Source organism: Streptomyces sp. NPDC006739, assembly GCF_042869815.1.
Taxonomy (GTDB): Bacteria; Actinomycetota; Actinomycetes; order Streptomycetales; family Streptomycetaceae; genus Streptomyces.
The window spans coordinates 481325-506448 of record NZ_JBIAGM010000002.1; the positions used below are offsets into that span (position 1 = coordinate 481325).

At 71.0% G+C, this 25124-nt stretch carries 17 protein-coding genes and 1 pseudogene; 9 read left to right on the forward strand and 9 right to left on the reverse strand.

Annotated features, from left to right (window positions below):
* Positions 1-168: 168 nt before the first annotated feature.
* The 5 genes from ACFYMM_RS05615 to ACFYMM_RS05635 form a co-directional block, all read right to left on the reverse strand.
* Positions 169-1200, reverse strand: coding sequence for an SDR family oxidoreductase (locus ACFYMM_RS05615; protein WP_388384135.1), 1032 nt, complete (start codon positions 1198-1200; stop codon positions 169-171).
* 67 nt (positions 1201-1267) lie between these two features.
* A complete protein-coding gene (locus ACFYMM_RS05620; RefSeq protein ID WP_388384136.1) occupies positions 1268-1846 on the reverse strand; it encodes a winged helix-turn-helix domain-containing protein in 579 nt (192 codons plus the stop codon).
* Between the two features lie 380 nt (positions 1847-2226).
* Positions 2227-3255, reverse strand: coding sequence for a glutamine synthetase (glnII, locus tag ACFYMM_RS05625; protein WP_388384137.1), 1029 nt, complete (start codon positions 3253-3255; stop codon positions 2227-2229).
* Positions 3256-3511: 256 nt separating this feature from the next.
* Positions 3512-4285, reverse strand: coding sequence for a hypothetical protein (locus ACFYMM_RS05630; RefSeq protein WP_388384139.1), 774 nt, complete (start codon positions 4283-4285; stop codon positions 3512-3514).
* 118 nt (positions 4286-4403) lie between these two features.
* Positions 4404-4772: an arsenate reductase family protein gene (locus ACFYMM_RS05635; protein WP_388384141.1), complete on the reverse strand. Its 369-nt coding sequence runs from the start codon at positions 4770-4772 to the stop codon at positions 4404-4406.
* Positions 4773-4838: 66 nt separating this feature from the next.
* Here ACFYMM_RS05635 and ACFYMM_RS05640 point away from each other — a divergent pair, with 66 nt between their 5' ends.
* Together ACFYMM_RS05640 and ACFYMM_RS05645 are read left to right on the forward strand one after the other, a co-directional pair.
* Entirely contained in the window at positions 4839-6770 is a 1932-nt protein-coding gene (locus tag ACFYMM_RS05640; protein WP_388384143.1) for a hypothetical protein, read from the forward strand.
* A 117-nt stretch (positions 6771-6887) separates the two neighbouring features.
* Entirely contained in the window at positions 6888-7604 is a 717-nt protein-coding gene (locus tag ACFYMM_RS05645) for a TetR/AcrR family transcriptional regulator (protein WP_388384145.1), read from the forward strand.
* Between the two features lie 26 nt (positions 7605-7630).
* Here ACFYMM_RS05645 and ACFYMM_RS05650 read toward each other — a convergent pair whose 3' ends face one another.
* The 3 genes from ACFYMM_RS05650 to pulA all read right to left on the reverse strand — a co-directional run bounded on the left by ACFYMM_RS05650 (position 7631) and on the right by pulA (position 15202).
* Complete coding sequence (locus tag ACFYMM_RS05650; RefSeq protein ID WP_388384147.1) at positions 7631-7993, reverse strand: 5-carboxymethyl-2-hydroxymuconate Delta-isomerase; 363 nt, start codon at positions 7991-7993, stop codon at positions 7631-7633.
* A 36-nt stretch (positions 7994-8029) separates the two neighbouring features.
* Positions 8030-9565 carry a SpoIIE family protein phosphatase gene (locus ACFYMM_RS05655; RefSeq protein ID WP_388384509.1) on the reverse strand — a complete coding sequence of 512 codons (1536 nt, stop codon included), beginning with the start codon at positions 9563-9565 and terminating at the stop codon, positions 8030-8032.
* 198 nt (positions 9566-9763) lie between these two features.
* The gene (gene pulA, locus ACFYMM_RS05660; protein ID WP_388384149.1) at positions 9764-15202 is read right to left on the reverse strand and encodes a pullulanase-type alpha-1,6-glucosidase; all 5439 of its coding nucleotides are present in this window, start codon (positions 15200-15202) and stop codon (positions 9764-9766) included.
* A gap of 196 nt (positions 15203-15398) precedes the next feature.
* Between pulA and ACFYMM_RS05665 the strand changes: the two genes are divergently transcribed.
* Complete coding sequence (locus tag ACFYMM_RS05665; RefSeq protein ID WP_388384151.1) at positions 15399-17468, forward strand: carbohydrate-binding module family 20 domain-containing protein; 2070 nt, start codon at positions 15399-15401, stop codon at positions 17466-17468.
* 118 nt (positions 17469-17586) lie between these two features.
* On the opposite strand, the pseudogene ACFYMM_RS05670 reads toward ACFYMM_RS05665, so the two are convergent.
* A pseudogene (locus tag ACFYMM_RS05670) lies at positions 17587-17787 on the reverse strand (glycosidase); the annotation flags it as partial.
* A 305-nt stretch (positions 17788-18092) separates the two neighbouring features.
* Between ACFYMM_RS05670 and ACFYMM_RS05675 the strand changes: the two are divergent.
* The 6 genes from ACFYMM_RS05675 to ACFYMM_RS05700 all read left to right on the forward strand — a co-directional run bounded on the left by ACFYMM_RS05675 (position 18093) and on the right by ACFYMM_RS05700 (position 25123).
* Complete coding sequence (locus ACFYMM_RS05675) at positions 18093-19382, forward strand: extracellular solute-binding protein (RefSeq protein ID WP_388384153.1); 1290 nt, start codon at positions 18093-18095, stop codon at positions 19380-19382.
* Between the two features lie 138 nt (positions 19383-19520).
* Positions 19521-20510, forward strand: a complete 990-nt coding sequence (locus ACFYMM_RS05680; RefSeq protein ID WP_388384155.1) for a carbohydrate ABC transporter permease — start codon at positions 19521-19523, stop codon at positions 20508-20510.
* Between the two features lie 12 nt (positions 20511-20522).
* Positions 20523-21434: a sugar ABC transporter permease gene (locus ACFYMM_RS05685; RefSeq protein WP_388384157.1), complete on the forward strand. Its 912-nt coding sequence runs from the start codon at positions 20523-20525 to the stop codon at positions 21432-21434.
* 77 nt (positions 21435-21511) lie between these two features.
* The gene (locus ACFYMM_RS05690) at positions 21512-23161 is read left to right on the forward strand and encodes a glycoside hydrolase family 13 protein (protein ID WP_388384159.1); all 1650 of its coding nucleotides are present in this window, start codon (positions 21512-21514) and stop codon (positions 23159-23161) included.
* A 25-nt stretch (positions 23162-23186) separates the two neighbouring features.
* Positions 23187-24221 carry a LacI family DNA-binding transcriptional regulator gene (locus tag ACFYMM_RS05695; RefSeq protein ID WP_388384161.1) on the forward strand — a complete coding sequence of 345 codons (1035 nt, stop codon included), beginning with the start codon at positions 23187-23189 and terminating at the stop codon, positions 24219-24221.
* A 68-nt stretch (positions 24222-24289) separates the two neighbouring features.
* A complete protein-coding gene (locus tag ACFYMM_RS05700) occupies positions 24290-25123 on the forward strand; it encodes a phosphatase PAP2 family protein (protein WP_388384163.1) in 834 nt (277 codons plus the stop codon).
* Position 25124 lies beyond the last annotated feature (1 nt).

Here is a 25124-nt window from a genome sequence, read left to right on the forward strand (position 1 = left end):
GCCGTCTCACAAATTAATCAGAGGTTTGGCGCCCTGACGGCCCGCAACCATGGCCTGAGCAGCGCAAGTTCGGGAAAATCAACGGTCGCGGTCGCGGTGGGCCGGCACGGTGGGAACAGGCGGATTGTCGTCGTCCGACACCTCGGGTCCCGGTTTGCCGAGGATGTTTCAGGTGTGTTCGCCGATCGCCCGTTCTGTGCGGCCGGCCTCGGCCAGCACCCTCGCCTCCGCCTCGGCGGCGAGACCGACGGGCGGCCGGTCAGGCCGCTGGGGTGCCGTACCGCCGATGCCGGTGAGCCAGCTCCAGGTGTCCGCGACGGTCTCGCCGACCGGCCGGCACACCAGGCCCGTGGCCAGCGCCCGCGACACGTCCGCCCGGTGCAGGGCGTCGTACAGCTCGCCGCCCGGCGGCACCCACACCGGCAGTTGCGTCCACGGCTCGATCCCGGCGCCGAGGATCACGTCCGGGTCGGTCCAGCGCAGCTCCGCGTCGGCGCCGGTGACCCGGGCGCAGGCGCGCAGCAGCTCGCCGGTGGTGGTGTGGCCGGGCGGGCTCACCAGGTTGTACGGCCCGCTCAGCGCCCGCCCGAGTGCGCCGAGGATCCACTCGGCGAGGTCGCGCACGTCGACGTACTGCAGGGGGAGGTCCTCGGGGCCGGGGGCGAGGACCGGGCCGCCGCGGGCGATCCGGGTCAGCCACCAGGGCAGCCGGCCGATGTTCTCGTCCGGGCCGAGGATCAGCCCGGCCCGGACGAGGAGGGAGCCGTCGGCGCCGAAGGCCTCGGCTGCGGCCAGCTCGCCGCCCCGCTTGTCCCGCGCGTACCCGGTCTGCTCCGCGTCGGCGGAGGCCCCCTCCACCAGGGGGCCGTCCTCGGCGAGGCCGGGCGCCGGCGGCCAGGCGTACACCGACCGGCTGGACACGTACACATAGCGGCCGACACGGCCCCGCAGCAGCCGTGCGGCCTCCCGTACGGCACGCGGCGCGGCCGACCAGGTGTCGACCACGGCGTCCCAGCCGGTGTCCCCGGCCAGGGCGGCGAGGCCGTCGGGTGCGTTGCGGTCGCCGTGCAACGACCGTGCCCCCGAGGGGGGTTCGTGCCGTCCCCGGTGGAAGACGGTCACGTCCCAGCCGCGCCCGAGCGCGGCCTTGACGACGGCCCGGCCCACGAACTCCGTACCGCCCAGCACAAGAAGTCTCATGCCGGGGAGCCTGCCCGGTGCGGGCCGTGGGCGGGAAGACGGATCTGCCGACGGCAGATCCGCGGGCTCAGCGCGCGGTCGGCGGGGTGAACTTGTAGCCGACCCGGCGCACCGTCTGGATCGCCTGGCGGTGCTGGGCGCCCAGCTTGCGGCGCAGCCGGGCGATGTGGACGTCGACGGTGCGGCCGTCGCCGACGTGGCCGTACCCCCACACCGTGGTGACCAGCTGGTCGCGGGTGTGCACCCGGTGTGGGTGCGCCACCAGGTGCGCGAGCAGCTCGAACTCCAGGTAGGTGAGGTCGAGTCGGTGGCCGTCGACGCTCGCGGTGCGCTCCTCGGGGTCGATCCGCACCAGCGGCTCGGCGCCCGTGGACGGGGCCGGCTCCGGCTGGTCCGGGACCGCGACCGGCAGGAACGGCGGGCGCTGGTCGGCCGGGACCAGCACCAGGTAGCCGACCATCGGCGGCTGGCCCGGGAGGGTGGGCAGGGTGTGCTGCGGCGCGGGCAGCCAGGTGGCGCCCGGCGGCAGGAAGTCCGCGACGTCCACCACCTCGTCCCGGTCGACGGCACGCAGTCGGTGGCGGGCGCCGTTCGCCGGGGCCGGGGAGGTGCGGGTGGCGGTGGAGAGGGAACGAGTGGTCGCCATGAGAGGTCAGCTCTTTCGCGCGAGGAGTTCGTCTGGGGGACGACGGCCGCGATTCGTGGTCGGGCTCGTCGGGACGTACGTCGTGTCGCGCTGGCCGAAGGCCGGGGTGTACGGCTTTAGAGGGCCGGCGCGTTCATCGCGCGGCAACACACCCGGTCGAAGTCGTGGTGCTGACGGGAGGGCCAGAAGGGCTCGAGGTCATGGCGACCCGTCGCGGTGTACTTCTGGAAGCTGGCCATGGGCCCATTGAAGCAGACACAGCCCCGCAACAGGACCCTCCTCTCACTGCTTGGACGCTTCTTTTCCTCGGCACGAGGTCCGGCAACGCGACAGGGCGCCCACCGTGGCCGGTGCGCGCCCTGTCGGGAGTACCGCGAGGGTCAGACCTGGCCGGCCTTCTCCAGCGCGGAGCAGCAGGTGTCCACCAGGAGGCGGGTCACCACGTACGGGTCGACGTTGGCGTTCGGGCGGCGGTCCTCGATGTAGCCCTTGCCGTCCTTCTCGACCTGCCAGGGGATGCGGACCGAGGCGCCGCGGTTGGAGACGCCGTAGGAGTACTCGTTCCAGGGGGCGGTCTCGTGCAGGCCCGTCAGGCGGTCGTCGATGCCGGCGCCGTAGTTCTTGACGTGGTCGAGCGGCTTGGAGCCCTCACCGAGCGACTCGCAGGCGGTGATGATCGCGTCGTAGCCCTCGCGCATCGCCTTGGTGGAGAAGTTGGTGTGCGCGCCCGCGCCGTTCCAGTCGCCCTTGACCGGCTTGGGGTCCAGGGTGGCGGAGACGCCGAAGTCCTCGGCGGTGCGGTACAGCAGCCAGCGGGCCACCCACAGGTGGTCGGAGACCTCCAGCGGGGAGACCGGGCCGACCTGGAACTCCCACTGGCCCGGCATGACCTCGGCGTTGATGCCGGAGATGGCGAGGCCGGCCTTCAGGCAGTTCTCCAGGTGCGCCTCGACGATCTCGCGGCCGAAGATCTCGTCGGCGCCGACACCGCAGTAGTAGCCGCCCTGCGGGGCCGGGAAGCCGCCCTCGGGGAAGCCCAGCGGACGGGGACCGTCGAAGAAGGTGTACTCCTGCTCGATGCCGAAGATCGGCTCCTGGGCGGCGAACCGCTCGGCGACCTCGACCAGCGCGGCCCGGGTGTTGGAGGAGTGCGGCGTCATGTCGATGTCGAGGACCTCGCACAGGACGAGGATGTCGTCGCCGCCGCGGATCGGGTCCGGGCAGGAGAAGACCGGCTTGAGCACACGGTCCGAGGAGTGGCCCTCGGCCTGGTTGGTGGAGGACCCGTCGAAGCCCCAGATCGGAAGGTCCTGGCCCTTGGCGTCGTCCGCGAGGATCTTCGTCTTCGAACGCAGCTTGGCCGTCGGCTCGGTGCCGTCGATCCAGATGTACTCAGCCTTGAAGCTCACGGGCCACATCCTTCGGGGGTGGGTCTGGGCGCACTTGCGGGTGCTGCGGCGCTGCGGCACTGGGGCGCCGCTCTATCTGCCCGGCAGCCTGTCAACAGGCGATTTCCCGATCATTGCTCGAATGTGAACCACGTGTTACCTGGTCATTTTGTGCCGCGTGTCACGGGGTGAGGGCGGCTCGTGCGGGGTAGGGGCCGGCGGCCGCCCCCCGAAGACGGTCGCCGGCCCCTCTCACCTCACGCCTGCCGCTGTGTTCTCACCCCACCTTCTCGATCACCGCGTGGCGGATCAGGAACTTGCCGGCCTCCCGGACCTGTTCGAATGCTGCGTTGTTGAGGAGCACGCAACTGCCGGAGACCGAGGTGACCTTCACCGTGGTGGACTTGTTGTTGTCCAGGTTGGTGACCTTCAGCGTGGTCCCCGCCGGGAACTGGTCGCTGGAGGCGGCCGGGGCGCCGGCCTCGCCGGAGAGCGTGACGGTCGAGCCCTTGCAGACCTGCTGCCCGGAGGCCGCGGCGGCGCCACCGGCGCCTGCCCCGGAGTTTCCCGCGGCGGCGGTCGCGCTCTGCGAGGGCGCCGCGCTCTGCTGTCCTGCCTGCTGACCGCCCTGCTGACCGCTCTGCTGCCCGCCCTGCTGACCGCTCTGCTGCCCGCCCTGCTGACCCGCCGCCTGCTGTCCGGCCCGGCCGCCCTGCGCCGCCTGGGAGCCCTGAGCCGACTCCCCAACGGTGCAACCGGACGCCTTCTGCTGGACCTTGATCTGGGCGATGACCGCCTCTCGGTTGGTGATCCGGGCCGCCGACTGCGCGTCCGGACTGGCCTTCTGGCCGTCGATGAACCTCTGGTTGTTGCCGAGGGCCGTGGCCAGCCCCTGACAGACGCCCGAGTCCGCGGCGGACAGCGTCCGGGGGGTGGTCTGCGCGGCGTTCGAGGTGGCCGCCATCGCGAAGGCCCCGCCGCCCGCCACCGCCGCGGCACCGACCAGCAGTGCGAGCTTCTTCTTCGTACCGAGTGTTCTCCTGCGCGACATCCGCGCCTCCTGAGAGGTAGGGGAGCGTACGCCGCTATGTACGAAATCCCGAACGAAGCTACTCAGTGGTCACCGGGATCAGCGAAGTAACCTGCGTCACAGGAGGCTTGAGGACCGCTCAGCTCCGCCGCCGGGACACCGCCTCCTGGACGGCCTCCTCGGTACGGGCCACCAGTGCCGTCCCGTCGTCGGCCGTGATGATCGGCCGCTGGATGAGCCTGGGATGCTCGGCGAGCGCCCTGACCCACCGCTCGCGCGAGGCCTCGTCCCGCGCCCACTCCCTGAGACCGAGGTCCTTGGCGGCCTCCTCCTGGGTGCGGGTGATGTCCCAGGGCTCCAGACCGAGACGGTCGAGCACGTCCCTGATCTCGGCCTCGCTCGGCACGTCCTCCAGATACCGGCGGACGGTGTAGTCGGCCCCCTCGGCGTCGAGCAGGCTGATCGCGCTGCGGCACTTGGAGCAGGCCGGATTGATCCAGATTTCCATGCGTCCCACGGTACGCGCGCGCCCGGGCGGCGGTGACCAACCAACGGTTCGCTCGTTTTCCCGGACGTGCAGTCACAGGATGTAGCCCAGCGTCACGCCGCCGCCTCCACCGGAGCCGGCGGTCCGGTCGTCGACGTCGAGCAGGCCGAGGCCGCGCTCGTCGAGCACTACCCACGGCTGGTCCGGCTCGCCTACCTCGTGCTGCCACCGGGCTCCAGCCGCGGCCGCCGGGTCCTTTCCGCGCACGCCCTGACGCAGCGCGCCCTGCCCAGGGGCCGCAGGCCGGCCTCCGTGATCCCGGCTCAGGCCACGGGCCGTGACGGCGACCCCGGGTACGCCTTCCTCCGCCTCCAGGTGGTGCGTACGGCCCTGGAGGCGGCCCGCCCGGCCGGCCCGACCCGGTTCCGGCGCACCCAGCTGCCGCCCCTGCTCCCCCAGGTGTGGGGACTGCGCCTGTTCCCGCGTTCGGGCGGCTCGGACGAACTGGCCCTGGACCAGCGTCTGGCCACCCTCTCGGCCCCGGCCCGGGCCGCCTATGTGCTGCGCGGTCTGGAGAAGCTGTCCGACACCGACGTCCGCAGGCTCCTGCGGGCCGCCGGCGTCGCCGACCCGGGTGCCGCGCTCGCCGAGGCCGGCGAGGTGCCCGCCCAGGACGGGCTGCTGACCTCCCCCGAGTTCGACCCCTGTTCGCTGCAGGCCCGGCCCACCGATCTGATGCGGCGCCGCCAGCACACCAAGGCGGCGCTCGCCGCGGCGGCGGCCCTCGCGGTGTGCGGCGCCCTGGTCGTGCTGCCCGGCGGCGGCTGGGGCCCCGACGGTGCCGCCGCCCCCGCCTACGCGCGCAATCCGGCCGCCGAGGCCGCCCTTGACCCGGCCCGGCTGACCCGGGTCCCCGCCACCGCCTGGGAGTCCTCGGCGCGCACCGACTTCTCGGTGTGGCCCGCGCGCGGCGCGCTCACCGGCGACACCGATCTGCTGCGCCGCGCCCTCGCCGTCTGGGCCCGGCCGGGCGGGTCGGTGCACGTCTCGGCCACCGTCGGCACCCCGGCCGGCGGCCCCGCCGGCCCACCGCAGTTGCTGTACGCGGGCGTGGTGGACACCGTGCGCGTGGTGGTCCTCTACGACGGTCTGCGCATCGTCCGCTACGCCGAGGAGAAGGACGGCGGCAGCGAGGGGGGCGCCGCCCTCGACGTCGCCCGTGTCGACGGCGCGACCGGCGCGGAGGCCGGCGCCCTGGTGCTGAGCCGCTCCGACGGCAACGTCCGCTATCTGACCGCGCCCTGGGTGAAGAAGGCCGCCGTGCGGGACCTGACGAAGCCCGACTCCGCCGCGACCGCCCTGCCCCTGACCGACGGTGTCACGGCGCCGACGGCCGGTCCGGGCCAGCAGCCCGGCGCCTGCGCCTCCTGGAACGTGCTCCAGCTGACCGACGCCGGTACCACCCGCCTGGCCACCGACCTCGGTGAACTGGTCCCCGCTCACCTCACCGCCGGGCGCCCCGGCTCACCCGGTGAGGCCTCCGGGGCCGAGGGGCGACGCGCCTGGGCGCCGTTCGCCTGCTCGCTGGCGGCCGAGCGCTCCGCCGGGGTGCGCAGCGTCAACGCCTGGGCGTACGCCGACCAGCCGCTGCCCGGCGCGGGCGGCACCGGCTCGTGGGTGTGCACCCGGGCCGAGACCTGGCGGGGTGACGGGACGATGGCGCTGGCCCAGTTCCGGACGCCGAACGGAAAGGCCGGGGCGGTGGCGGCCAGGGCCACGGATGTGCCGGCCTGCGGCCCGCGCGACCCCAACGTACTGGCCGGGGTGTTGTGGAAGTCCGGCACCGGGGCCTGGTACCTGGTGGCCGCGGGCAGCCGCGACACCGCGTCGATCCGGGCGACCGGCGGCATCACGGCGTCCGCGGCGGGCCGGATGCTGACCGCACCGGCCAAGCAGGGCGCGCAGGCGGAGCTGAACGGCACCCTGACGAACGGGCGGTCGATCAGCGGACTGCACTAGTTGTTCTGTCCGGGACGGCCACGCCGTATGCCGATCCGTGGGTCGAGGGCGCCAAGTGATCGAATGGTGCTCGATATGTGAACGCCGACGGCCGGATCCGATCGGTAAGGTGTTCGCATGAGTACCGGGGTCCGCCGCAGAATGGGCGTGCAGGAACGGCGTCAACAGCTGATCGGTGTCGCCCTCGAACTGTTCAGCCGCCGCTCGCCCGACGACGTCTCCATCGACGAGATAGCGTCGGCCGCCGGTATCTCGCGCCCGCTGGTGTACCACTACTTCCCCGGCAAACTCAGCCTGTACGAGGCCGCGTTGAAGCGTGCCGCGGAGGATCTGGCGAGCCGGTTCGCGGAGCCGCAGGAGGGTCCTCCGGGGGCCAGGCTGCTGCGGGTGATGCGCCGGTACTTCGACTTCGTGGACGAGCACGGACCCGGTTTCTCGGCCCTGATGCGCGGCGGCCCGGCGGTCTCCGTGGGCGGAGCCCACTCCATGGCTCACGCGTCGGCGACCAACGCGCTCGTCGACTCCGTACGGCAGGCCGCGTACGACCAGATCCTGTCGCATCTGAACGTGACCGATCCGCCCGCGCGACTGGAACTGGTCGTCCGCTCCTGGATCTCGCTCGCCGAGTCGACGGCGCTGATCTGGCTGGACGGCCGCCGTATCCCGCGCGCCGAGCTGGAGGTCCAGCTGGTGCACGACTTCGCCGCGCTGGCGGCGGTGAGCGCCGCCTACGACGAGGAGATGGCGGCCGTGCTGCGCACCATGGTCGAGGACGAGCCGGCCGACGGCCCGTTCGGCGATCTGGTCGGCCGGCTGATCGCGCTGGCGCCCTGAGGGGTCCCTCGCTGTGGGCGGGTCCGCTACGCGTTGAACTTGCGGTACGAGGGATCGAGGTCCCGGACCTCGGCCGAGGCGTGCAGAGCGAAACCGTCCTGCGCCACATGCTCCCGCAGCAGTTCCAGCACGGTCTCCGTCAGCTTCGCCTTCGTCTCGTCGCTGCGCCCGGCCAGCAGGCCGATGGTGACGTGCACGATCGCGTGCTCCAGCGCCTCGGGGTCCTCGTAGCCGAAGGCCGTGAACTCGCTGCTGCGGAACTGGGTCTTGCAGGCCTCCGGCTTCGCGGCGGCGATGTCGACCGTCGCCGTGTGCAGGGCCCGCGCGAAGCCCGCCCGGTCGAAGGCCGGCGCCATCGTGACGGAGTAGTCGACGGTGATCTGCGGCATGAGCGGCACTCCTGTTCTACGGCAACTGCGCCCACCCTATGCCGCCCGTCGCAGCGCCAGCATCGCGATGTCGTCCTCGCGGTCGTCGCCGAAGCGGCTCAGCAGGCTGTCGCACAGGGCGTGCACGCCGGGCGGTGCCTCGGCGGCGGCCGTGCGGAGCCGGTCCAGGGAGACGGAGAGGTCGGTGCCCCGGGTCTCGATCAGGCCGTCGGTGACCATGAGCAGCCGGTCGGCGGGGCCGAGGAACAGCTCGGTGGGCGGCGGCCGTCGCAGACCGAGGCCGAGCAGCGGGCCGTCGGCGTCGACGTACTCGGCTCCGCCCCGCCCGCGCACCACCAGGGGCGCGATGTGCCCGGCGTTGGCCACTTTGGCGTGCCCGGTGTCCGGGGCGAGCAGGACCAGGCAGACGGTGGCGGTGATGTCCGGGTGGTGGTGCTGGAGCATCCGGTCCAGCCGGGCGGCGAGGGTGCGCGGGTCGCTGTCCTCCAGGCAGTAGGCGCGCAGCGCGTGCCGGATCTCCACCATGACGGTGGCCGCGTCCAGCGAGTGCCCGGCGACGTCGCCGACGGCGGTGAGGATCCCGGCGCGGGTGCGCAGCGCGGCGTAGAAGTCCCCGCCGATCTCGGCCTGCGAGGAGGCGGGCACGTACCGGACGGCGAGTTCCAGACCCGGCATCCGCAGGGTCTCCGGGCGGGGCAGGAAGCTGTGCTGGAGGGTGAGGGCCACATGCCGCTCGACCTGGTACATCAGCAGTGGTTCGGCGGCCAGCGCGGTGGCCTGGGCCAGCCGGGTGAGCAGGGCCTCGTCGGCGGGGTCGGGGCCCGGGTCGCGGCGCGCGGGCGTGGCCACGCAGACGGGGGTGCCGCCGGGCCGGGCCTGGGCCAGCACCAGCCGGGCGCCGTCGGTGGCGCCGGCCCGGAAGAAGCCGGGCGGCCACAGCGGGGCGGGTACGACGGCGGTGTGCGCCCCGGTCCTCCCGTCCGCGAGCCGGGTGACCAGCCGGGCCACGGCGGCGTGGGCGGTGGCGTCGGGAGTGGAGAGCAGGCTGCGGCTGCGGTACAACTCGCCGTCCGGCCCGATCACGAAGGAGACCGCCGGTCCCCCGGTGAGCCGGGTGGCGCCCTGGGCGGCCGCGTCGGCCAGCTCGCGCGGCCGGCGTGCCGCCTGCACGGCGGCGGTCGCCTCGGACAGCAGGGTGAGCCGGTGGACGAGGGTGGCGTCGCCGGTGTGCCGGCGGGCCCCGCGTACGGCGGCCCGTACGACCGCCTGGATCTCCTCCGGTTCGGCGGGCATGGACAGGTACGCGTCCCCGCCCGCGTTCAGCCCCCGGCACCGGTCGCCGGACTCGACGGCGGCGGCGGAGAAGTGCACCACGGGCAGCCCGGCCAGGGTGGGCCGGGACTTCACCCGGCGGCACAGCTCGAAGCCGCTCATGTCCGGCAGTCGGACGTCGAACAGGGCCAGGTCCGGCAGGTCGCCGCCGCGCAGCCGGTTGTCCAGCTCCACCAGGGCCTCGCCGGCACTGGCGACCGGTACGACGTGGTGGCCGGCCCGGCGCAGCACGGCGCCCATGGCGTACCTGCTGGCCGCCGTGTCGTCGACGACCAGCACCGTGGTCTCCGTGCCGGTGCCCGTGTGCGTGTCCGTGTGCGTGCCCCTGTGCGTGTCCGTGTGCGTGCCGCGCCCGTTCGACTCCTACGCCCGTCAGCCGAGATGAGGGTGGGGCGGACGCCGTGACCCGGTGTCCGCCCCGCCCAATCTAATGCGCGGTCAGTGACCGCGCGTGAACACCGCCACGGTACGACCCGGAACGGCGAACGTGCCCGATTCGGCCGCGTAGGAGGCCGACTTGACGGTAGGGTCCGCCCCCGCGGCCTGTACCGGGTGCAGCCGGTAGTCGGTTCCGGCGAGCGCGGCGATCCGCTGTTCCTGCCGGTCGGGGCTCGCGTTGAACACCACGACCAGGTCGCCCAGTTCCATGGTGATCACGCCGGGCGTCTCGTCCTTGCCGGACAGCGGGAAGGAGAGCCGCGACTGCACCCGCGCGGCCGTGCCGAGGGAGAACGCCTTCTCCGTGGTACGGATCCGCAGCAGGTCCCGGTAGGCGGCGGAGGTGCCGTCGATCTGTGCGCAGCCCACCTCGACCGTGCTCAACAGGGGCTTGGCGTAGGGCCACTTGGCCTGGTTGTCGGCCGCCATGGGCAGCCCGCGTCCGAAGCCGTTGCCGTCCGCGCAGTTCCAGTGGATGGCGTTGAACCAGTCGCCGCTGTCGAAGGAGTTGCGGTCCAGCGACTTGGAGCGCAGCAGGTCGGTGCCGGCCTGGGAGAGGGACGGCCCCTGCGAGAGGGCGGCGGTGGCCAGCGCGAGGACCTGCATCCGGGCCCGGTCGGACGCGCCGGTGGAGGCGGGCAGCTTGTAGGCCAGGGCGTCGAACAGCGACTCGTTGTCGTGGGCGTCGACGTAGGCGAGGGCGTCGCCGGGCGCGTCCGCGTAGCCGGCGGGCGAGCCGTTGTAGTCGATCCCGGCGCCGGTGACCTCCTTGCCGTCGGTGTCGGTGAAGCGGTACCCGGCGAGGTTGCCGCTCAGCCCGACCTTGATCAGGTCCTGGTAGTGCAGCAGCCGGGCCCGCTGCTCCTCCCTGGTGCCGTTCGCCGTGGAGGAGTTGGGGTCGGTGTACAGGCCGGAGGCGAAACCCTGGACGCCGGGGTCGGAGTCGAAGGGGCTGCCGCCGCGCACGGCGTCACGGGCGCGGTCGGAGAAGGTGGCGATGCCGGTGCCGGCCATGTTCCGCTGGGTGGCCTGCACGAAGCGGGCGTCGTTCGCGACCTCGCCGAAGTTCCAGCCCTCGCCGTACAGGATGATCTTCTTGCCGTCGACGCCGTCCTTGGCGACGGTCAGCGCGTCCAGGGCCTTCCTGACCGCCAGGATGTTGGCCTTGGGGTGGTGGCCCATCAGGTCGAACCGGAACCCGTCGACCTTGTACTCCTTGGCCCAGGTGACGATCGAGTCCACCACCAGCTTGCCCATCATGGCGTTCTCGGGCGCGGTGTTCGCGCAGCAGGTGGAGTCGGCCACGCTGCCGTCGGCGAGCAGCCGCTGGTAGTAGCCGGGCACGATCTTGTCGAGGACGGAGGTGTCCGCCTGTCCGGCGGCCGCCGTGTGGTTGTAGACGACGTCCATGACGACCCGCAGGCCGTCCTCGTTGAGCGCCTTGACCATCTCGCGGAACTGGACCGTGCGGGCGGTGCCGTCGGGGTCGGTGGCGTACGAGCCCTCGGGGACCGTGTAGTGGTAGGGGTCGTAGCCCCAGTTGTAGGCGTCCTTCGCGGCGGTCTTCGCGACGCACGCCTGCTGCTGGTCGGAATCGGCCGGGTAGGAGGCGAGGTCGCAGCCGGGGGTGGCCTGGTCGGCCTTCTTCTCCGGGATGGTCGCGATGTCGAAGGCGGGCAGGAGGTGGACGTACGACGTGCCCGCCTTCGCCAGTGCCCGCAGGTGCCTGGAGCCGTCGCTGCCCTTGTCGGTGAAGGCGAGGTAGGTGCCCCGGTGCGTGGCCGGGACCGTGGCGTCCGCCACCGAGAAGTCCCGGACGTGCAGCTCCTGGATCTGCGCGTCCTTCAGCGGTACGGCCTTGGGCTTGGTGTACGTCGACCAGCCGCCCGGCGCGAGGGACCGGTCGGCGAGGTCGACGACGAGGCTGCGCTCGGAGTTCGCGGTGAGGGCGACCGAGTAGGGGTCGGTGACCTTGTTGGTCACGATCTTCCGGACGCTGGGCGCCCAGACCTTCACGACGTACCGGTAGGGCTTGTTCCGCCAGGGCGCCGGGCCGGTGACGGACCAGACACCGGTGGCCGCGTCGCGGTGCATCGGCTGCACCGTGCCGTCGAGTTCGAGGGCGACGGACTGCGCGGTCGGCGCCCAGACCGAGAGGGTCGGCTTCCCGTGGTGGAAGACCGGGCCGAGGGCCGCCTTGGTGGCCGTCGCGTACACGTCGTCGAGCACACCGGCGGTCTGTACGCCGGTCGCGGCCAGTACCGCGCCGTTCGCGGCCCGCTGGGAGGCGACGAGCTGCCCGCTGAGCGACTCGCGCACCCGGCCGCGGTCACGCGGGTCGACGGACCAGGCCGTGTAGTCCTTCAGGTGCGGGAACTTCGCCTTCTGCGCGTCGGTGAGCGTGGTCTTCGTCAGCCGCAGCCAGCGCTCGTCGTCGCTGGTCAGCGCCCCGTCCTTGACGGCGATCGAGCCGTCGTGGGAGGAGAGCAGCTGGGTGGAGGCGGCACCGTCGACGCCGTCCCAGGCCACCGTGTTCCGGTCGATCCAGACCGCCTTGGAGGTGGTCAGGTCGAGCGCGGCCGCGCTGCCGGCGGGCTGCGGCAGCAGGTGCTTCTCCTGGCCGTTCAACAGCCACACCTCGTAGCCGTCGGACGTGAGGTCGAGGGACTGGTCGGCGGACAGGTCCTTCTCGTCGCCGTTGTGGATGATGTAGCTGAGACTGGTGGCACCCTTGGTGAGCGGAACCTCGAAGACCGCGCCATAGGTGTCAGTCTTCACCGGCTTCAGCGGGTTCGACCAGTCGGTGGGGTTCGCGGCGCCCGTCCAGACGTGCAGCCCCCAGCCGTCGTAGTTCCCTCCCCCAGAGCCGAAAGCCTGGGAGGTGCCCCCATCGCGGTGGTAGTGGATGACGGCCTTGGTGGTGTCCTGGGCGGGGTACGCGCCGGAGGGCCGCGTCGTGAGGACGTCCGTCTTCCCCTGCTCGATCCAGACCTCGCCCGTCTTGGTGACGTCGATGGACCGGTCGGCGGAGACGTCCTTGTTGCCGTCCTTGTCGACGACGAGGAAGCCGACGTTCGAGGCACCGGGCTTCAGCTTGACGTAGGCGAAGGCGCCGTAGGCGTCCCGGCCGGTGAAGGGGTGTCCCGCGGGCCAGGTGGTCGCCTCGCCGTCGGCGAGGTCGCCCCAGGCGTACAGGCCCCAGTCGGTGTAGTCGCCGTCGGCGCGCTTGTAATGGACGACCGCGTAGTCACGGGAGGAGGCGGTGGGGGTCTCGGCCGTAGGCGGGGTGCCGGAGGTGCTTTCGGCGAGCGCGCTGCCCGTGTGCCCGGCCGAGTCGGTCACGACCGCCTTGTAACGCAGGGCGGTGCCGGCCGGGACGTCACCGGCGAGGGTCTGGGTGACCTTGTAGGGGGCGTGGTCGGCGGAGCCGAGGACCGTCCACTTCCCGTCGCCGACCTGGGCGGCGAACACGACGCGGTTCAGCTGTCCGCCGGTGACGTCGGCGGTGAGGTCGACGGTGCCGGTGGCGCCGGCGGCCGGGGCGGTGAGGGTCAGGGCGGAGGCGGTGACGGGCTTGGCGAGGGGGCCGGTGGCCTTGTACACGACGGCGGACCGGGCGGGGACGGTGACGGTGATGCCGTGGTCCCGGCCGGAGGTGAGGGTGCCGTCGGTGCCGTAGAGCGCGCGGTAGCGCATATCGGCGGAGCCGGTGGCGAAGGTCGCCGTCCTCGCCGTGTCCGCGTTGTTGAAGGCGACGACGTACTCCTGGCCGGTCTTCGCGTCCGTCCGGGTGAACGCGTAGACGCCGGCGCCGTCGGCCGCGTAGCGCTCGGTCTGCACGCCGTCGGCGAGGGCGGGGTTGGCCGCGCGCAGCTTGGAGAGTGCGCTGATCTGCCGGTAGAGCGGCGCACTCGGGTCGTAGGAGTCAACGGCGGCGGTCCGGTCGGTGCCGATCTCGTCGTCGTCGAGATAGTCGGCGACCTTCGAGGCGAACATCGTCTGCCGGGCGTCCTTGTCGCCGCCGGAGCCGGTGAAGCCCTGTTCGTCGCCGTAGTAGACGACCGGGTTGCCCCGGCTGAGGAACATCACCTCGTTGGCGAGCCGGTCCTTGGCGAGCAGCTCGGCGTCCGTGGCCTTCGGGTTGTCCTGCTTCAGGAAGTACCCGATGCGGCCCATGTCGTGGTTGCCGAGGAAGGTGACCTGTTCGTAGGCGTTGGCCTTGTCGGTCGTGTACTTGTAGTCGTCGCCGAAGACGCTCGCCAGCTTCTGTGCGCTGCCGCCCTGCGAGGCGTAGGAGCGGGCCGCGTCCTGGAACGGGAAGTCGAGGGTCGCGTCCAGCCGTCCCTGGGTGACGTACGGGGAGGTGACGGACGTGTCGGCGGAGTACGTCTCGCCGAACATGAAGAAGTTCCTACGGCCGTGCCGCGCCGCGTAGGTGTCGAGCGCGGTGGCCCACTGGGTCCAGAACTCCATGTTGACGTTCTTGACGGTGTCGATGCGGAAGCCGTCGACGGCGAAGTCCTTCACCCACCGCTCGTAGATCTTCTCCATGCCGTGCACGACCTCGGGGCGCTCGGTCCACAGGTCGTCGAGGCCGGAGAAGTCCCCGTAGGTGGCGGACTCGCCGGCGAACGTCGAGTCGCCCCGGTTGTGGTACATCGTCGGGTCGTTGAGCCAGGCGGGGACCTTGTCGTCGCTCGTGACGCGCGGGGTGTACGGGAAGGAGGCGGCGGAGACCGCCGGGAACTCCTTCTTCCCGTCCGCGTAGTCGGCGTCGTCGAAGGGCCGCCCGTCCTTGGTCAGGTAGGGGAAGGCGCCTTTGGACAGGTAGTCGTACGACTTCTCCTCATAGTCGACGACGTCGGCGGTGTGGTTGGTGATGACGTCGAAGAAGACCTTCATGCCCTTGGCGTGCGCCCGGGAGATGAGGACGCGCAGGTCGTCGTTGGTGCCGAAGTGCGGATCCACCTGGGTGAAGTCGGTGATCCAGTAGCCGTGGTAGCCGGCCGAGGCGTTGGCGCCGGTGCCCTGCACGGGCTTGTTCTTGAAGATCGGCGCCATCCAGATGGCGGTGGTGCCGAGTCCCTTGATGTAGTCGAGCCTCCGGGTCAGGCCCTTGAGGTCGCCGCCCTGGTAGAAGCCCTTGTCGGTGGGGTCGTATCCGGTGCTCGTGCGTGAGCCGGTGAGGCCGCCCCTGTCGTTCGACGCGTCCCCGTTGGCGAAACGATCCGGCAGAACGAAGTAGAACTGCTCGCGCGTATCGCCGTGCCGGGCGGGCTCGGCGGCGAGCCTCGCGTCCGAGGGAGGCGCGGGCGGGGTCGCGGCACGGGCGGCGAGGGGCTGCACCAGTGCTGCCGCGAGGGCGGCGACGGTGACGGCCGCGGCCCTTGCGAGGTATGCGGTACGACGCCTCCGCGGCGCCGGCCATCTCGGTGTCACAGGCGTGAACTCCTTGCGAATACGGCCCTCTCGGGGCGACGGGCGCGACCGTACCGCTGACGAAAGGTTTACAGCAAGAGGCTTGCAATTCACAGCAAGAACTTTCACGAACGGCCTTGACTGCTTCTGGCAACTGCCGCACGCTCACCGGTTGTTGAACCCCGATCCTTCTCTTCTGATCTCTCCGGAGCCGCACATGACCCGACACCGATCCCCAGGTGTCCGCAGCCGCACGGTCTCGGCCGTGGCCGCGGGCGTCCTGGCACTCGCGGGCGCCGTCGCCCTCCCGGCGGCCGACGCGCGGGCGGACACCGCCGCCCAGGGCGACGTGATCGCCAACCTGTGGGAGTGGAACTGGGACTCGGTCGCCCGCGAGTGCACCGATGTGCTCGGACCGGCCGGTTACGGCGCGGTGCAGGTCGCGCCGCCCTCCGAGTCCCTCAAGCAGTCGAACTACTACTGGTGGGACGTCTACCAGCCGTACTCCTACACCCTGAACAGCCGTTTCGGTACGGCGGCCCGGTTCGCGTCCATGATCTCCGCCTGCCACGCGGCGGGCGTGAAGGTCTACACCGACGCGGTGATCAACCACACGGCCGCCCAGACCGGCACCGGCTACGACGGCACCACCATCGGCGACAAGTACCACACCCCCGACTGGGGCCCCGGCGACTACCACACGTCGGCCGACTGCCCCACCTCCGACCTGACGATCCAGGACTACTCGAACCTCACCCAGGTCCAGAACTGCGAACTGCTCGGCCTGCCCGACCTCAGGACCGGCACGGAGCACGTCCGCTCCGGGCTCGTTGCCTTCCTCGACAAGCAGCTCGCGCTGGGCGTCGACGGCTTCCGGGTGGACTCGGCCAAGCACATCCCGGCCGCCGACCTGGCGGCGATCGTCGCCGGGCTGAACACCACGACCTCCGGTGCGGCCCCCTACGTCTTCCAGGAGGTCTACCCCGGCGCCACCCCGCAGCCCGGCGACTACTACGGCTCCGGGGACGTCCTGGACTTCACCTACGCGAGCCGGCTGAAGTCGGCTTTCCAGGGCAGTGTCAGCGATCTCGCGTCCCTGTCCTCGTCCGGCATCCTGCCCGCCGCCGACTCGGTGTCCTTCGTGACCAACCACGACACCGAGCGCAACGGCCTGGACATGTCGTACAAGGACGGCGACACCTACAAGCTGGCGAACCTCTTCCAGCTCGCCTACAAGTGGTCGACGCCGACGGTGTACGCCAGTTGGGAGTGGACCCAGTCCGACCAGGCCCCGCCGAACTCCGCCGGCTTCGTGACCGACACGGACTGCGCCGGCGGCTCCTGGTACTGCCTGGACCGGGACACCGCGGTGGTCGGCATGGTCGCCTGGCACAACGCGGCCGGCACGGCGGCGGTGTCCGACTGGCAGACGAAGTCCTCGAACGTGATCGGCTTCGGCCGCGGCGGCGCGGGGTTCTTCGCCCTCAACAACGGCACGAGCGGCGCCGCCTACACCTTCACCACGGGCATGGCGGACGGCACCTACAAGAACGTGGTGGACGGCGGCGCGACGACGGTGACCGTCTCCGGCGGCGACGCGACGATCACCGTCCCCGCGAAGAGCGCGGTCGCCTTCTACAACTCCTCCTACACCTGCACGGTCGGCTGCTCGGACGCGGGCGGCGGCTCCGGCGGCACGGTGAACGCCACCTTCCACGAGTACGCGCCGACCCCGTCCGGCACCGACGTGTACGTCGTCGGCTCGATCCCCGCCCTGGGCGGCTGGGACACCTCGAAGGCGGTCAGGCTGTCGTCGTCGGGGTACCCGGTCTGGTCGGGGGAGGTGAGCGTGCCGGTCGACACGTCCTTCCAGTTCAAGTACGTCGAGAAGGACGGCTCGGGCAAGGTGACCTGGGAGTCGAACGCCAACAGGTCCGCCACCACGACCACGTCGGCCCTGTCGCTGGACGACTCCTGGAACGTGCCGGACGCGAACGCCACCGACGTCACCTTCCGCGTCGGCGCCACGACCGACTGGGGCACGGGCGTCTACGTCGTCGGCTCGGTCCCCTCCCTCGGCTCCTGGAACACCGGCGACGCGATCCCGCTCTCGTCGGCGTCCTACCCGACGTGGAGCAGGCTGGTGATCGTCCCGAAGAACACGGCCTTCACCTACAAGTACGTCAAGAAGGACGGTTCCGGGAACGTGACCTGGGAGTCCGGGACGAACCGTTCGTACACGACGGGCGGTTCGTCCGGCTACACGACGAGCGACTCCTGGCGGTGAGCGGGCTCAGCAGCGCGGCTTGCCGGCGTAGATCGCCAGCGCGGTGTTGCTGCCCAGGGTGGCGGTGAACTGCCCGCTCGGGTTCACCGCCACCGTCGTGCCGTTCTGCACGTCGCAGCGGGGAGACCTGGACGTATCCGTAGCCGGCGGGACCCAGGGTGCTCGCGCACTCCTTGGCGACGGAGGCGTGGTTCCACTCGAAGAGGACGGCGGTGACGTCCTTGGCGCCGGGCGGCGAGGCCTGCGCGATCGTCGGGTTCATGCCAACCGTGAAGGCCGCGGCGAGGGCGGCCACGGCGGCGAGCGTTCTCTTGGGCATGGGGGTGCTCCTGCACTTCATCGTGCGGGTGGGGAGAGTCGTGCGTGGGGGGGATGCCGGCGGACCGTATCCCTTGCCGTTACGTTTCAGCAAGATGTGCAAGAGGTTTCCGAGCAGCCCACGGCCGTGCCGGTAACGGGAACATCACGCTTGGGAGCCCCTTGCGGAAATTTCCTTGCAACGTCTTTCGCAAGGACTTGCAGCGCTGTTACCTTCCTCCCGCGCCCGGCGGCCGTCGAAAGGGACAGACGGCACCCGCGGTCCTCCCAAGGGATGATCCGGGCAACCTCTTCTAGGAGCCTCCTATGCGACGTGGCATATCGATCGCCGCCGCGGTCACCGTGGTCGCCCTGTCCGCCTCCGCCTGTGGCGGCTCGGGCGGCAGCGCCTCGAGCAAGCCGAAGGACCCCAAGGACGTCTCCGGCACGATCACGTACTGGGACACCTCGGACGCGGCGACCGAAGCCCCGGCGTACCAGGCCCTGATCAAGGAGTTCGAGGCCAAGTACCCGAAGATCAAGGTGAACTACCAGCCCGTCCCGTTCACCGACATCGAGCAGAAGTTCAAGTCCGCCGCCAAGAGCGGCAAGGGCGCCCCCGACGTCATCCGCACCGACGTCGGCCTGATGGCCGAGTACGCCTCCCTGGGGTACATCGCCCCGCTGGACGGCACGGCCGCACTGAAGGACACCTCGGACTTCAACACCGGCCCGATGAACACCACCAAGTACAACGGCAAGACCTACGGCGTCCCCTCGGTCACCGACACCCTGGGCATCCTCTACAACAAGGACCTGCTGAAGAAGGCGGGCATCGCGGGGCCGCCGGCCACCTGGGACGAGTTCATCGCCGACGCCAAGACCATCAAGCAGAAGACCGGCGCGTACGGCACCTACGTCAACCCGGACGCGTACTTCCTGCTGCCGCTGCTCTACAGCAACGGCGCGGACATGGCCGACACCTCGTCGAAGAAGATCACCATCAGTGACGACAAGGCCGTCACCGCGCTGACCACCGCGAAGAAGATCTACGACGAGGCCTCGATGAAGGTCGACTTCGCGAACGCCTACCAGAACATGCAGACCGCCTTCAAGAACGGCAAGGTCGCCATGCTGGTCCAGGGCCCCTGGTCGGTCAGTGACGACCTGACCGGCCCGGCGTTCAAGGGCAAGGAGTCCAACCTCGGCTTCGCCCCGGTCCCGGCCGGCGCGGGCGGCACCGCCCAGGCCCCGACCGGCGGTCACGACCTCACGGTCTACCAGGGCTCGCGGAACCTGGACGCCAGCTACCTGTTCACCCAGTTCATGACGTCCACCGCGAGCCAGATCACCATCGCGGAGAAGAACGGCACCCTGCCGACCCGCAAGTCCGCCTACACCGACGCGGTCACCGCCGACGCCAAGATCGCCGGCTTCGAGCCGATCCTGGCGAAGACCGCCCGGCCGCGCGTCGCGCTTCCGCAGGTCGGTTCGCTCTTCACGCCGATGCAGCAGAACTACGCGAAGATCCTGCAGGGCGACGAGTCGGTCAAGTCGGGCCTGGACGCCACCGCCAAGCAGTTCCAGCAGCTGCTGCCCGGCTACTCCGTCGGCTGACCCGGCAGCCGACGAACGGTAACCGAAGGACACGCGGCCCCGGGGAACGTTCTCCCCGCTGCCGCCCCGACCGGGGCTCCCCGGGGCCGCGTAACCACCAGACCTCCGCCGCGAACGAGCCGATAAGAGTCGATGAGGATGACCACCGCAGCGAGCACCGCACAGACCGGAGAGCCCGGCAGGTCCGGGAGGACAGCACGCGTTTCGGCGCTGCGGCGGTCCTGGGACAAGTACTGGTACGCCTGGGCCATGGTGACCCCGGTGGCCGTCGTGATCGGCGTACTGGTGCTGTATCCGCTGGGATACGGCTTCTACCAGTCGCTGACCAACGCCAACGAGGCGAACGTCGCCACCACCATCGGCGCCTTCCACCGCCCGGCCACCTACGGCTTCGTGGGCCTGGACAACTACTGGCACGTGCTGTCCGGCGCGGACGGCGACTTCTACCCGCGCCTGGTGTGGACGATCGTGTGGACGGTGTCCTGCGTCGCCCTCCAGGTCGGCCTCGGCATGGGCCTCGCGGTGCTGCTCAACCGCGAGATGCGGCTGCGCGGCTTCTACCGGGCGATGCTGATCCTGCCCTGGGCCGTCCCGTCGTTCATCGGTGTCTTCGCCTGGCGGCTGATGCTCAACTCGCAGTACGGCGTCTTCAACGAGATCATCACCGCTGTCGGCCTGCCCCAGCAGGACTGGCTGGGCACCCCGCTGGCCCAGAAGATCGCCGTCATCATGGTGAACGTCTGGATCGGCATCCCCTTCAACATGGTCGCGGTGCTGGGCGGCCTGCAGTCCATCCCGAAGGAGCTGTACGAGGCGGCCGAGATGGACGGCGCCTCGCCCTGGCAGCGGTTCGTCAACATCACGCTGCCCGGTCTGCGCCCGGTGTCGAACACGGTGGTCCTGCTGGGCTGCATCTGGACGTTCAACATGTTCAACGTCATCTACCTGCTGCTGGGCAACAACTCCACCGGTGACACCGACATCCTCGTCACCTTCGCCTTCCGCAAGGCCTTCACCGGGATCTCCGACTACGCGGGAGCGGCCACCTACGGGATCATCATCCTCGCCCTCCTGCTGGCCTTCTCGACCTTCTACCGCCGCAACACCCTGAAGTCCGAGCAGGCGTAAGGAGCCATCGCCATGACCGCCGCAACGCACCAGACCGCCGCGACCGCCGGCTCCCCCGCCCAGCCCGCACCCGCCGCCCGGACCCGCAGGGAACGGGGCAGGGAGGAGCGCGGCCCGGGCGCGTCGATCGCCCTGCACGGCACGCTGATCCTCGCCACGGTGATCGCGGCCTTCCCGGTGGTGTGGATCCTGTTCATCTCACTGGGCCCGAAGAACGCCTGGCAGCAGCCGAGCCAGGTGCTGAAGGACCTCAGTCTGCACAACTACACGGACGTGCTGGCCCATTCGGACCTGCCGAAGTGGTTCCTGAACACCGTCGTCGTGGCCGGCGGCACCACCGTGCTCGGTGTCTTCCTCGCCTCGACCGCCGGATACGCGGTGTCCCGGATGAAGTTCCCGGGCAGCCGTCAGCTGATGTGGACGTTCCTGGTCACCCAGATGTTTCCCAGTATCGTGCTGATCGTGCCGCTGTACCTGCTGATGTCCGACCTGGACCTGCTCGACAACTACCTCGGACTGATCCTGGCGTACGCGACCACGGCGGTGCCGTTCTGCGCGTGGATGATGAAGGGCTACTTCGACACCATCCCGAAGGAGATCGACGAGGCGGGCCGGGTGGACGGGCTCACCCCGTTCGGCACGTTCTGGCGGCTGATCGTGCCGCTGGCCCGGCCGGGCCTGGCGGTGACCGCGTTCTACAGCTTCCTGACCGCCTGGGGCGAGGTGGCGTACGCGACGCAGTTCATGCAGTCCGACCACTACACGCTCGCCGTCGGCATCCGTACCTTCGCGCAGGACCAGCGGCCCGACTGGGCCTGGACCTCGGCCACGGCGATCATCATCACCATCCCGGCGGCCGTGGTGTTCATGCTGGTGCAGCGCAGCCTGGTCTCCGGGCTGACGGCGGGCGGCACCAAGTCCTGACCCCGGCCCGGGCCGCGCCGGCCCCTACCCACTGAGCAAGCGCTTCCGTCGTTCCCCTCGCACCCCTAAGGGAATCCATGACCCAGCACGTCACCGACGCAGTCCCCACCGATGCCGTCTCCGCCGACCACGGGCGCCCGGAGTGGTGGCGCGACGCGGTCATCTACCAGGTCTATCCGCGCAGCTTCGCCGACGGCAACGGCGACGGCATGGGCGACCTGCCGGGGATCCGGGCGCGTCTGCCGTACCTGAGGAAGCTCGGGGTGGACGCGGTCTGGCTGTCGCCGTTCTACGCCTCCCCGCAGGCCGACGCGGGGTACGACGTCGCCGACTACCGGGCCGTGGACCCGATGTTCGGCACTCTGACGGACGCCGACGACCTGGTCCGGGACGCGCACGCGCTGGGTCTCAGGGTCATCGTGGACGTGGTGCCGAACCACTGTTCGGACCAGCACGAGTGGTTCAAGCAGGCGCTGCGCGAGGGGCCCGGTTCGCCGGTCAGGGAGCGCTTCCACTTCCGGCCGGGCAAGGGCGCGGACGGTGAACTGCCGCCCAACGACTGGGAGTCGATCTTCGGCGGGCCGGCCTGGACGCGGGTCCCGGACGGCGAGTGGTACCTGCATCTGTTCGCGCCGGAGCAGCCGGACTTCAACTGGGACCACCCGGCCGTGCACGACGAGTTCCGTTCCATCCTGCGGTTCTGGCTGGACCTCGGGGTCGACGGGTTCCGCGTGGACGTGGCGCACGGTCTGGTCAAGGCGGCCGGTCTGCCGGACATCGGCCATGACGAGCAGGTCAAGCTGCTCGGCACGGAGGCGGTGCCGTACTTCGACCAGGACGGCGTGCACGAGATCTACCGCAGCTGGCGGCGGATCCTCGACGAGTACACCGGTGACCGTATCGCGGTGGCCGAGGCGTGGACGCCGACCGTGGAGCGCAGCGCGCTGTACCTGCGCCCGGACGAACTGCACCAGGCCTTCAACTTCTCCTACCTGACCACCGGTTGGAACGCGGACGGGCTGCGCGAGGTCATCGACCGTTCGCTCGGCGCCATGAACGCCGTGCACGCGCCCGCGACCTGGGTGCTGTCCAACCACGACGTGGTACGGCACTCCACGCGTCTCGCGGAAGGGGACGAGGCGCGTGGTCTGCGCCGGGCCCGGGCGGCGACCCTGCTCATGCTGGCGCTGCCCGGCTCGGCGTACCTCTACCAGGGCGAGGAACTCGGTCTGCCCGAGGTCGTCGACCTGCCCGACGAGGTGCGTCAGGACCCGGCGTTCTTCCGCAGCGCCGGGCAGGACGGCACCCGTGACGGCTGCCGGGTGCCGATGCCGTGGTCGGGGCGGGTGGCGCCGTTCGGGTTCGGGCCCGTCGAGGGCGGCCCGAGCTGGCTGCCGCAGCCGGCCGGCTGGCGGGAGCTGACGGTCGAGGCGCAGGACGGCGACCCCACCTCGACGCTGGAGTTCTACCGCAGCGCGCTCGCCGTGCGCCGCGCGCACCCCGCGCTCGGGGCGGGCCGCCAGGTCACCTGGCTGGAGGCGCCCCGGGGGGTGCTGGCCTTCCGCCGGGACGCCGAGGGGGGTTCCTTCGTGTGCACGGTCAACCTCACGGCCGCTCCGGTCGCGGTGCCGACGCCCGGCACGGTGCTGCTGGCCAGCGCGGAGGTGGTGGCGGGCACGGGCACGACCGCGGTGCCGGCGGATTCGACCATCTGGTGGGCAGTCTGAGATGCGACCGGTACAGTCCAACCCTGTGACCACACGGCTTGCCGACATCGCGGCTCAGGCGGGGGTCAGCGAGGCCACCGTCAGCCGTGTCCTGAACGGGAAGCCGGGCGTCGCCGCGACCACCCGCCAGTCCGTCCTGGCCGCTCTGGACGTCCTGGGCTACGAGCGGCCCGTACGGCTGCGGCAGCGCAGTGAGGGCCTGGTCGGACTGATCACCCCGGAGCTGGAGAACCCGATATTCCCCGCGTTGGCGCAGGTGATCGGGCAGGCGCTGACCCGTCAGGGGTACACGCCGGTGCTGGCCACCCAGACGCCGGGCGGCTCCACCGAGGACGAGCTGACGGAGATGCTGGTGGACCGGGGGGTCGCCGGGATCATCTATGTCTCCGGGCTGCACGCCGACACCACCGCCGACATGCAGCGCTACGAGCAGCTGCGCGCGCAGGGTGTGCCCTTCGTGCTGGTCGACGGGTTCTCGCCGAAGGTGCAGGCGCCGTTCATCTCCCCGGACGACCGGGCGGCGATGACCCTGGCGGTCACGCACCTGGCCTCCCTGGGCCACACCCGGATAGGTCTGGCGCTCGGGCCGAAGCGGTTCGTGCCGGTGCAGCGGAAGATCGACGGGTTCGTGCGGGCGATGCAGGAGCTGCTCGGTCTGGCGCCGGCCGACATAGAGGAGCGGCTGGTCCAGCACTCCCTGTACACCCTGGAGGGTGGTCAGGCGGCGGCGACCGCGCTGATCGAGCGGGAGTGCACGGCGGTGGTGTGCGCCAGCGACATGATGGCGCTGGGTGCGATACGGGCGGCCCGGCAGCGGGGTCTGGAGGTGCCGCGGGACGTCTCCGTGGTGGGCTTCGACGACTCCCCGCTGATCGCCTTCACCGATCCGCCGCTGACCACGATCCGCAAGCCGGTGCCGGCGATGGGGCAGGCGGCGGTGCGGACGCTGCTGGAGGAGATCGGCGGGACGCCCGCGCCGCACAGCGAGTTCGTGTTCATGCCGGAGCTGGTGGTGCGCGGGTCGACGGCCTCGGCGCCCGGGGACCGGGGCCGCCCGTAGAACGTGCGGCATGGACCCATGCTTGGGATGATCTGTCGAGGATGTCTTTTCTGGCAGACTCTGTGCCTATGAGTGACTCGACCGTGACAGAGCCGGAAGGTCGCGAGCAGCCGGCCGTTCCGCGGACCGTCACGGGCGAGGGCGGGTGGGGTCTGCTGGGGCGGCTGCGGTCTCCGCGGCGGCCCCGGCTGTGGTTCGAGATCCTTCTGATCGCGGTGAGTTACTGGACGTACTCGCTGATCCGCAACGCGGTGCCGGAGCAGAAGGCCGAGGCGCTGCGGGACGCGGACTGGATCTGGCGGACGGAGCACCGTCTGGGGATCGCCGTGGAGCAGTCGGTCAACCATGCCGTGAACTCGGTGCATTGGCTGATCATCGGCATGAACTACTACTACGCGACGCTGCACTTCGTGGTGACGCTGGGTGTCCTGGTGTGGCTGTACCGCCGGCATCCGGGGCGGTACGCGGCGACCCGGCTGGCGCTGTTCGCGACGACGGGTGTCGCGCTGGTCGGTTACTACCTGTTCCCGCTCGCGCCGCCCCGGCTGATGAGCGGCGGCGCCTTCGTCGACACGGTCATGATCCACCACACCTGGGGGTCGATGGCCTCCGGCGACCTCAAGCACATGTCGAACCAGTACGCGGCGATGCCGTCGATGCACATCGGCTGGTCGCTGTGGTGCGGTCTGACGGTCTGCACGCTGGCGTCGGTGCCGTGGGCTCGGGTGCTGGGCCTGCTCTACCCGGCGGCCACGCTGCTGGTGATCGTCGCCACGGCGAACCACTTCTGGCTGGACGCGGTGGGCGGCGCGCTCTGCCTCACCTTCGGCCTCACCCTGTCCCGCCTCTGGTACGGCGCCCTGCCGTACGCCCTGCCACGGCTGGCTCCGGCGCCCGCCTAGG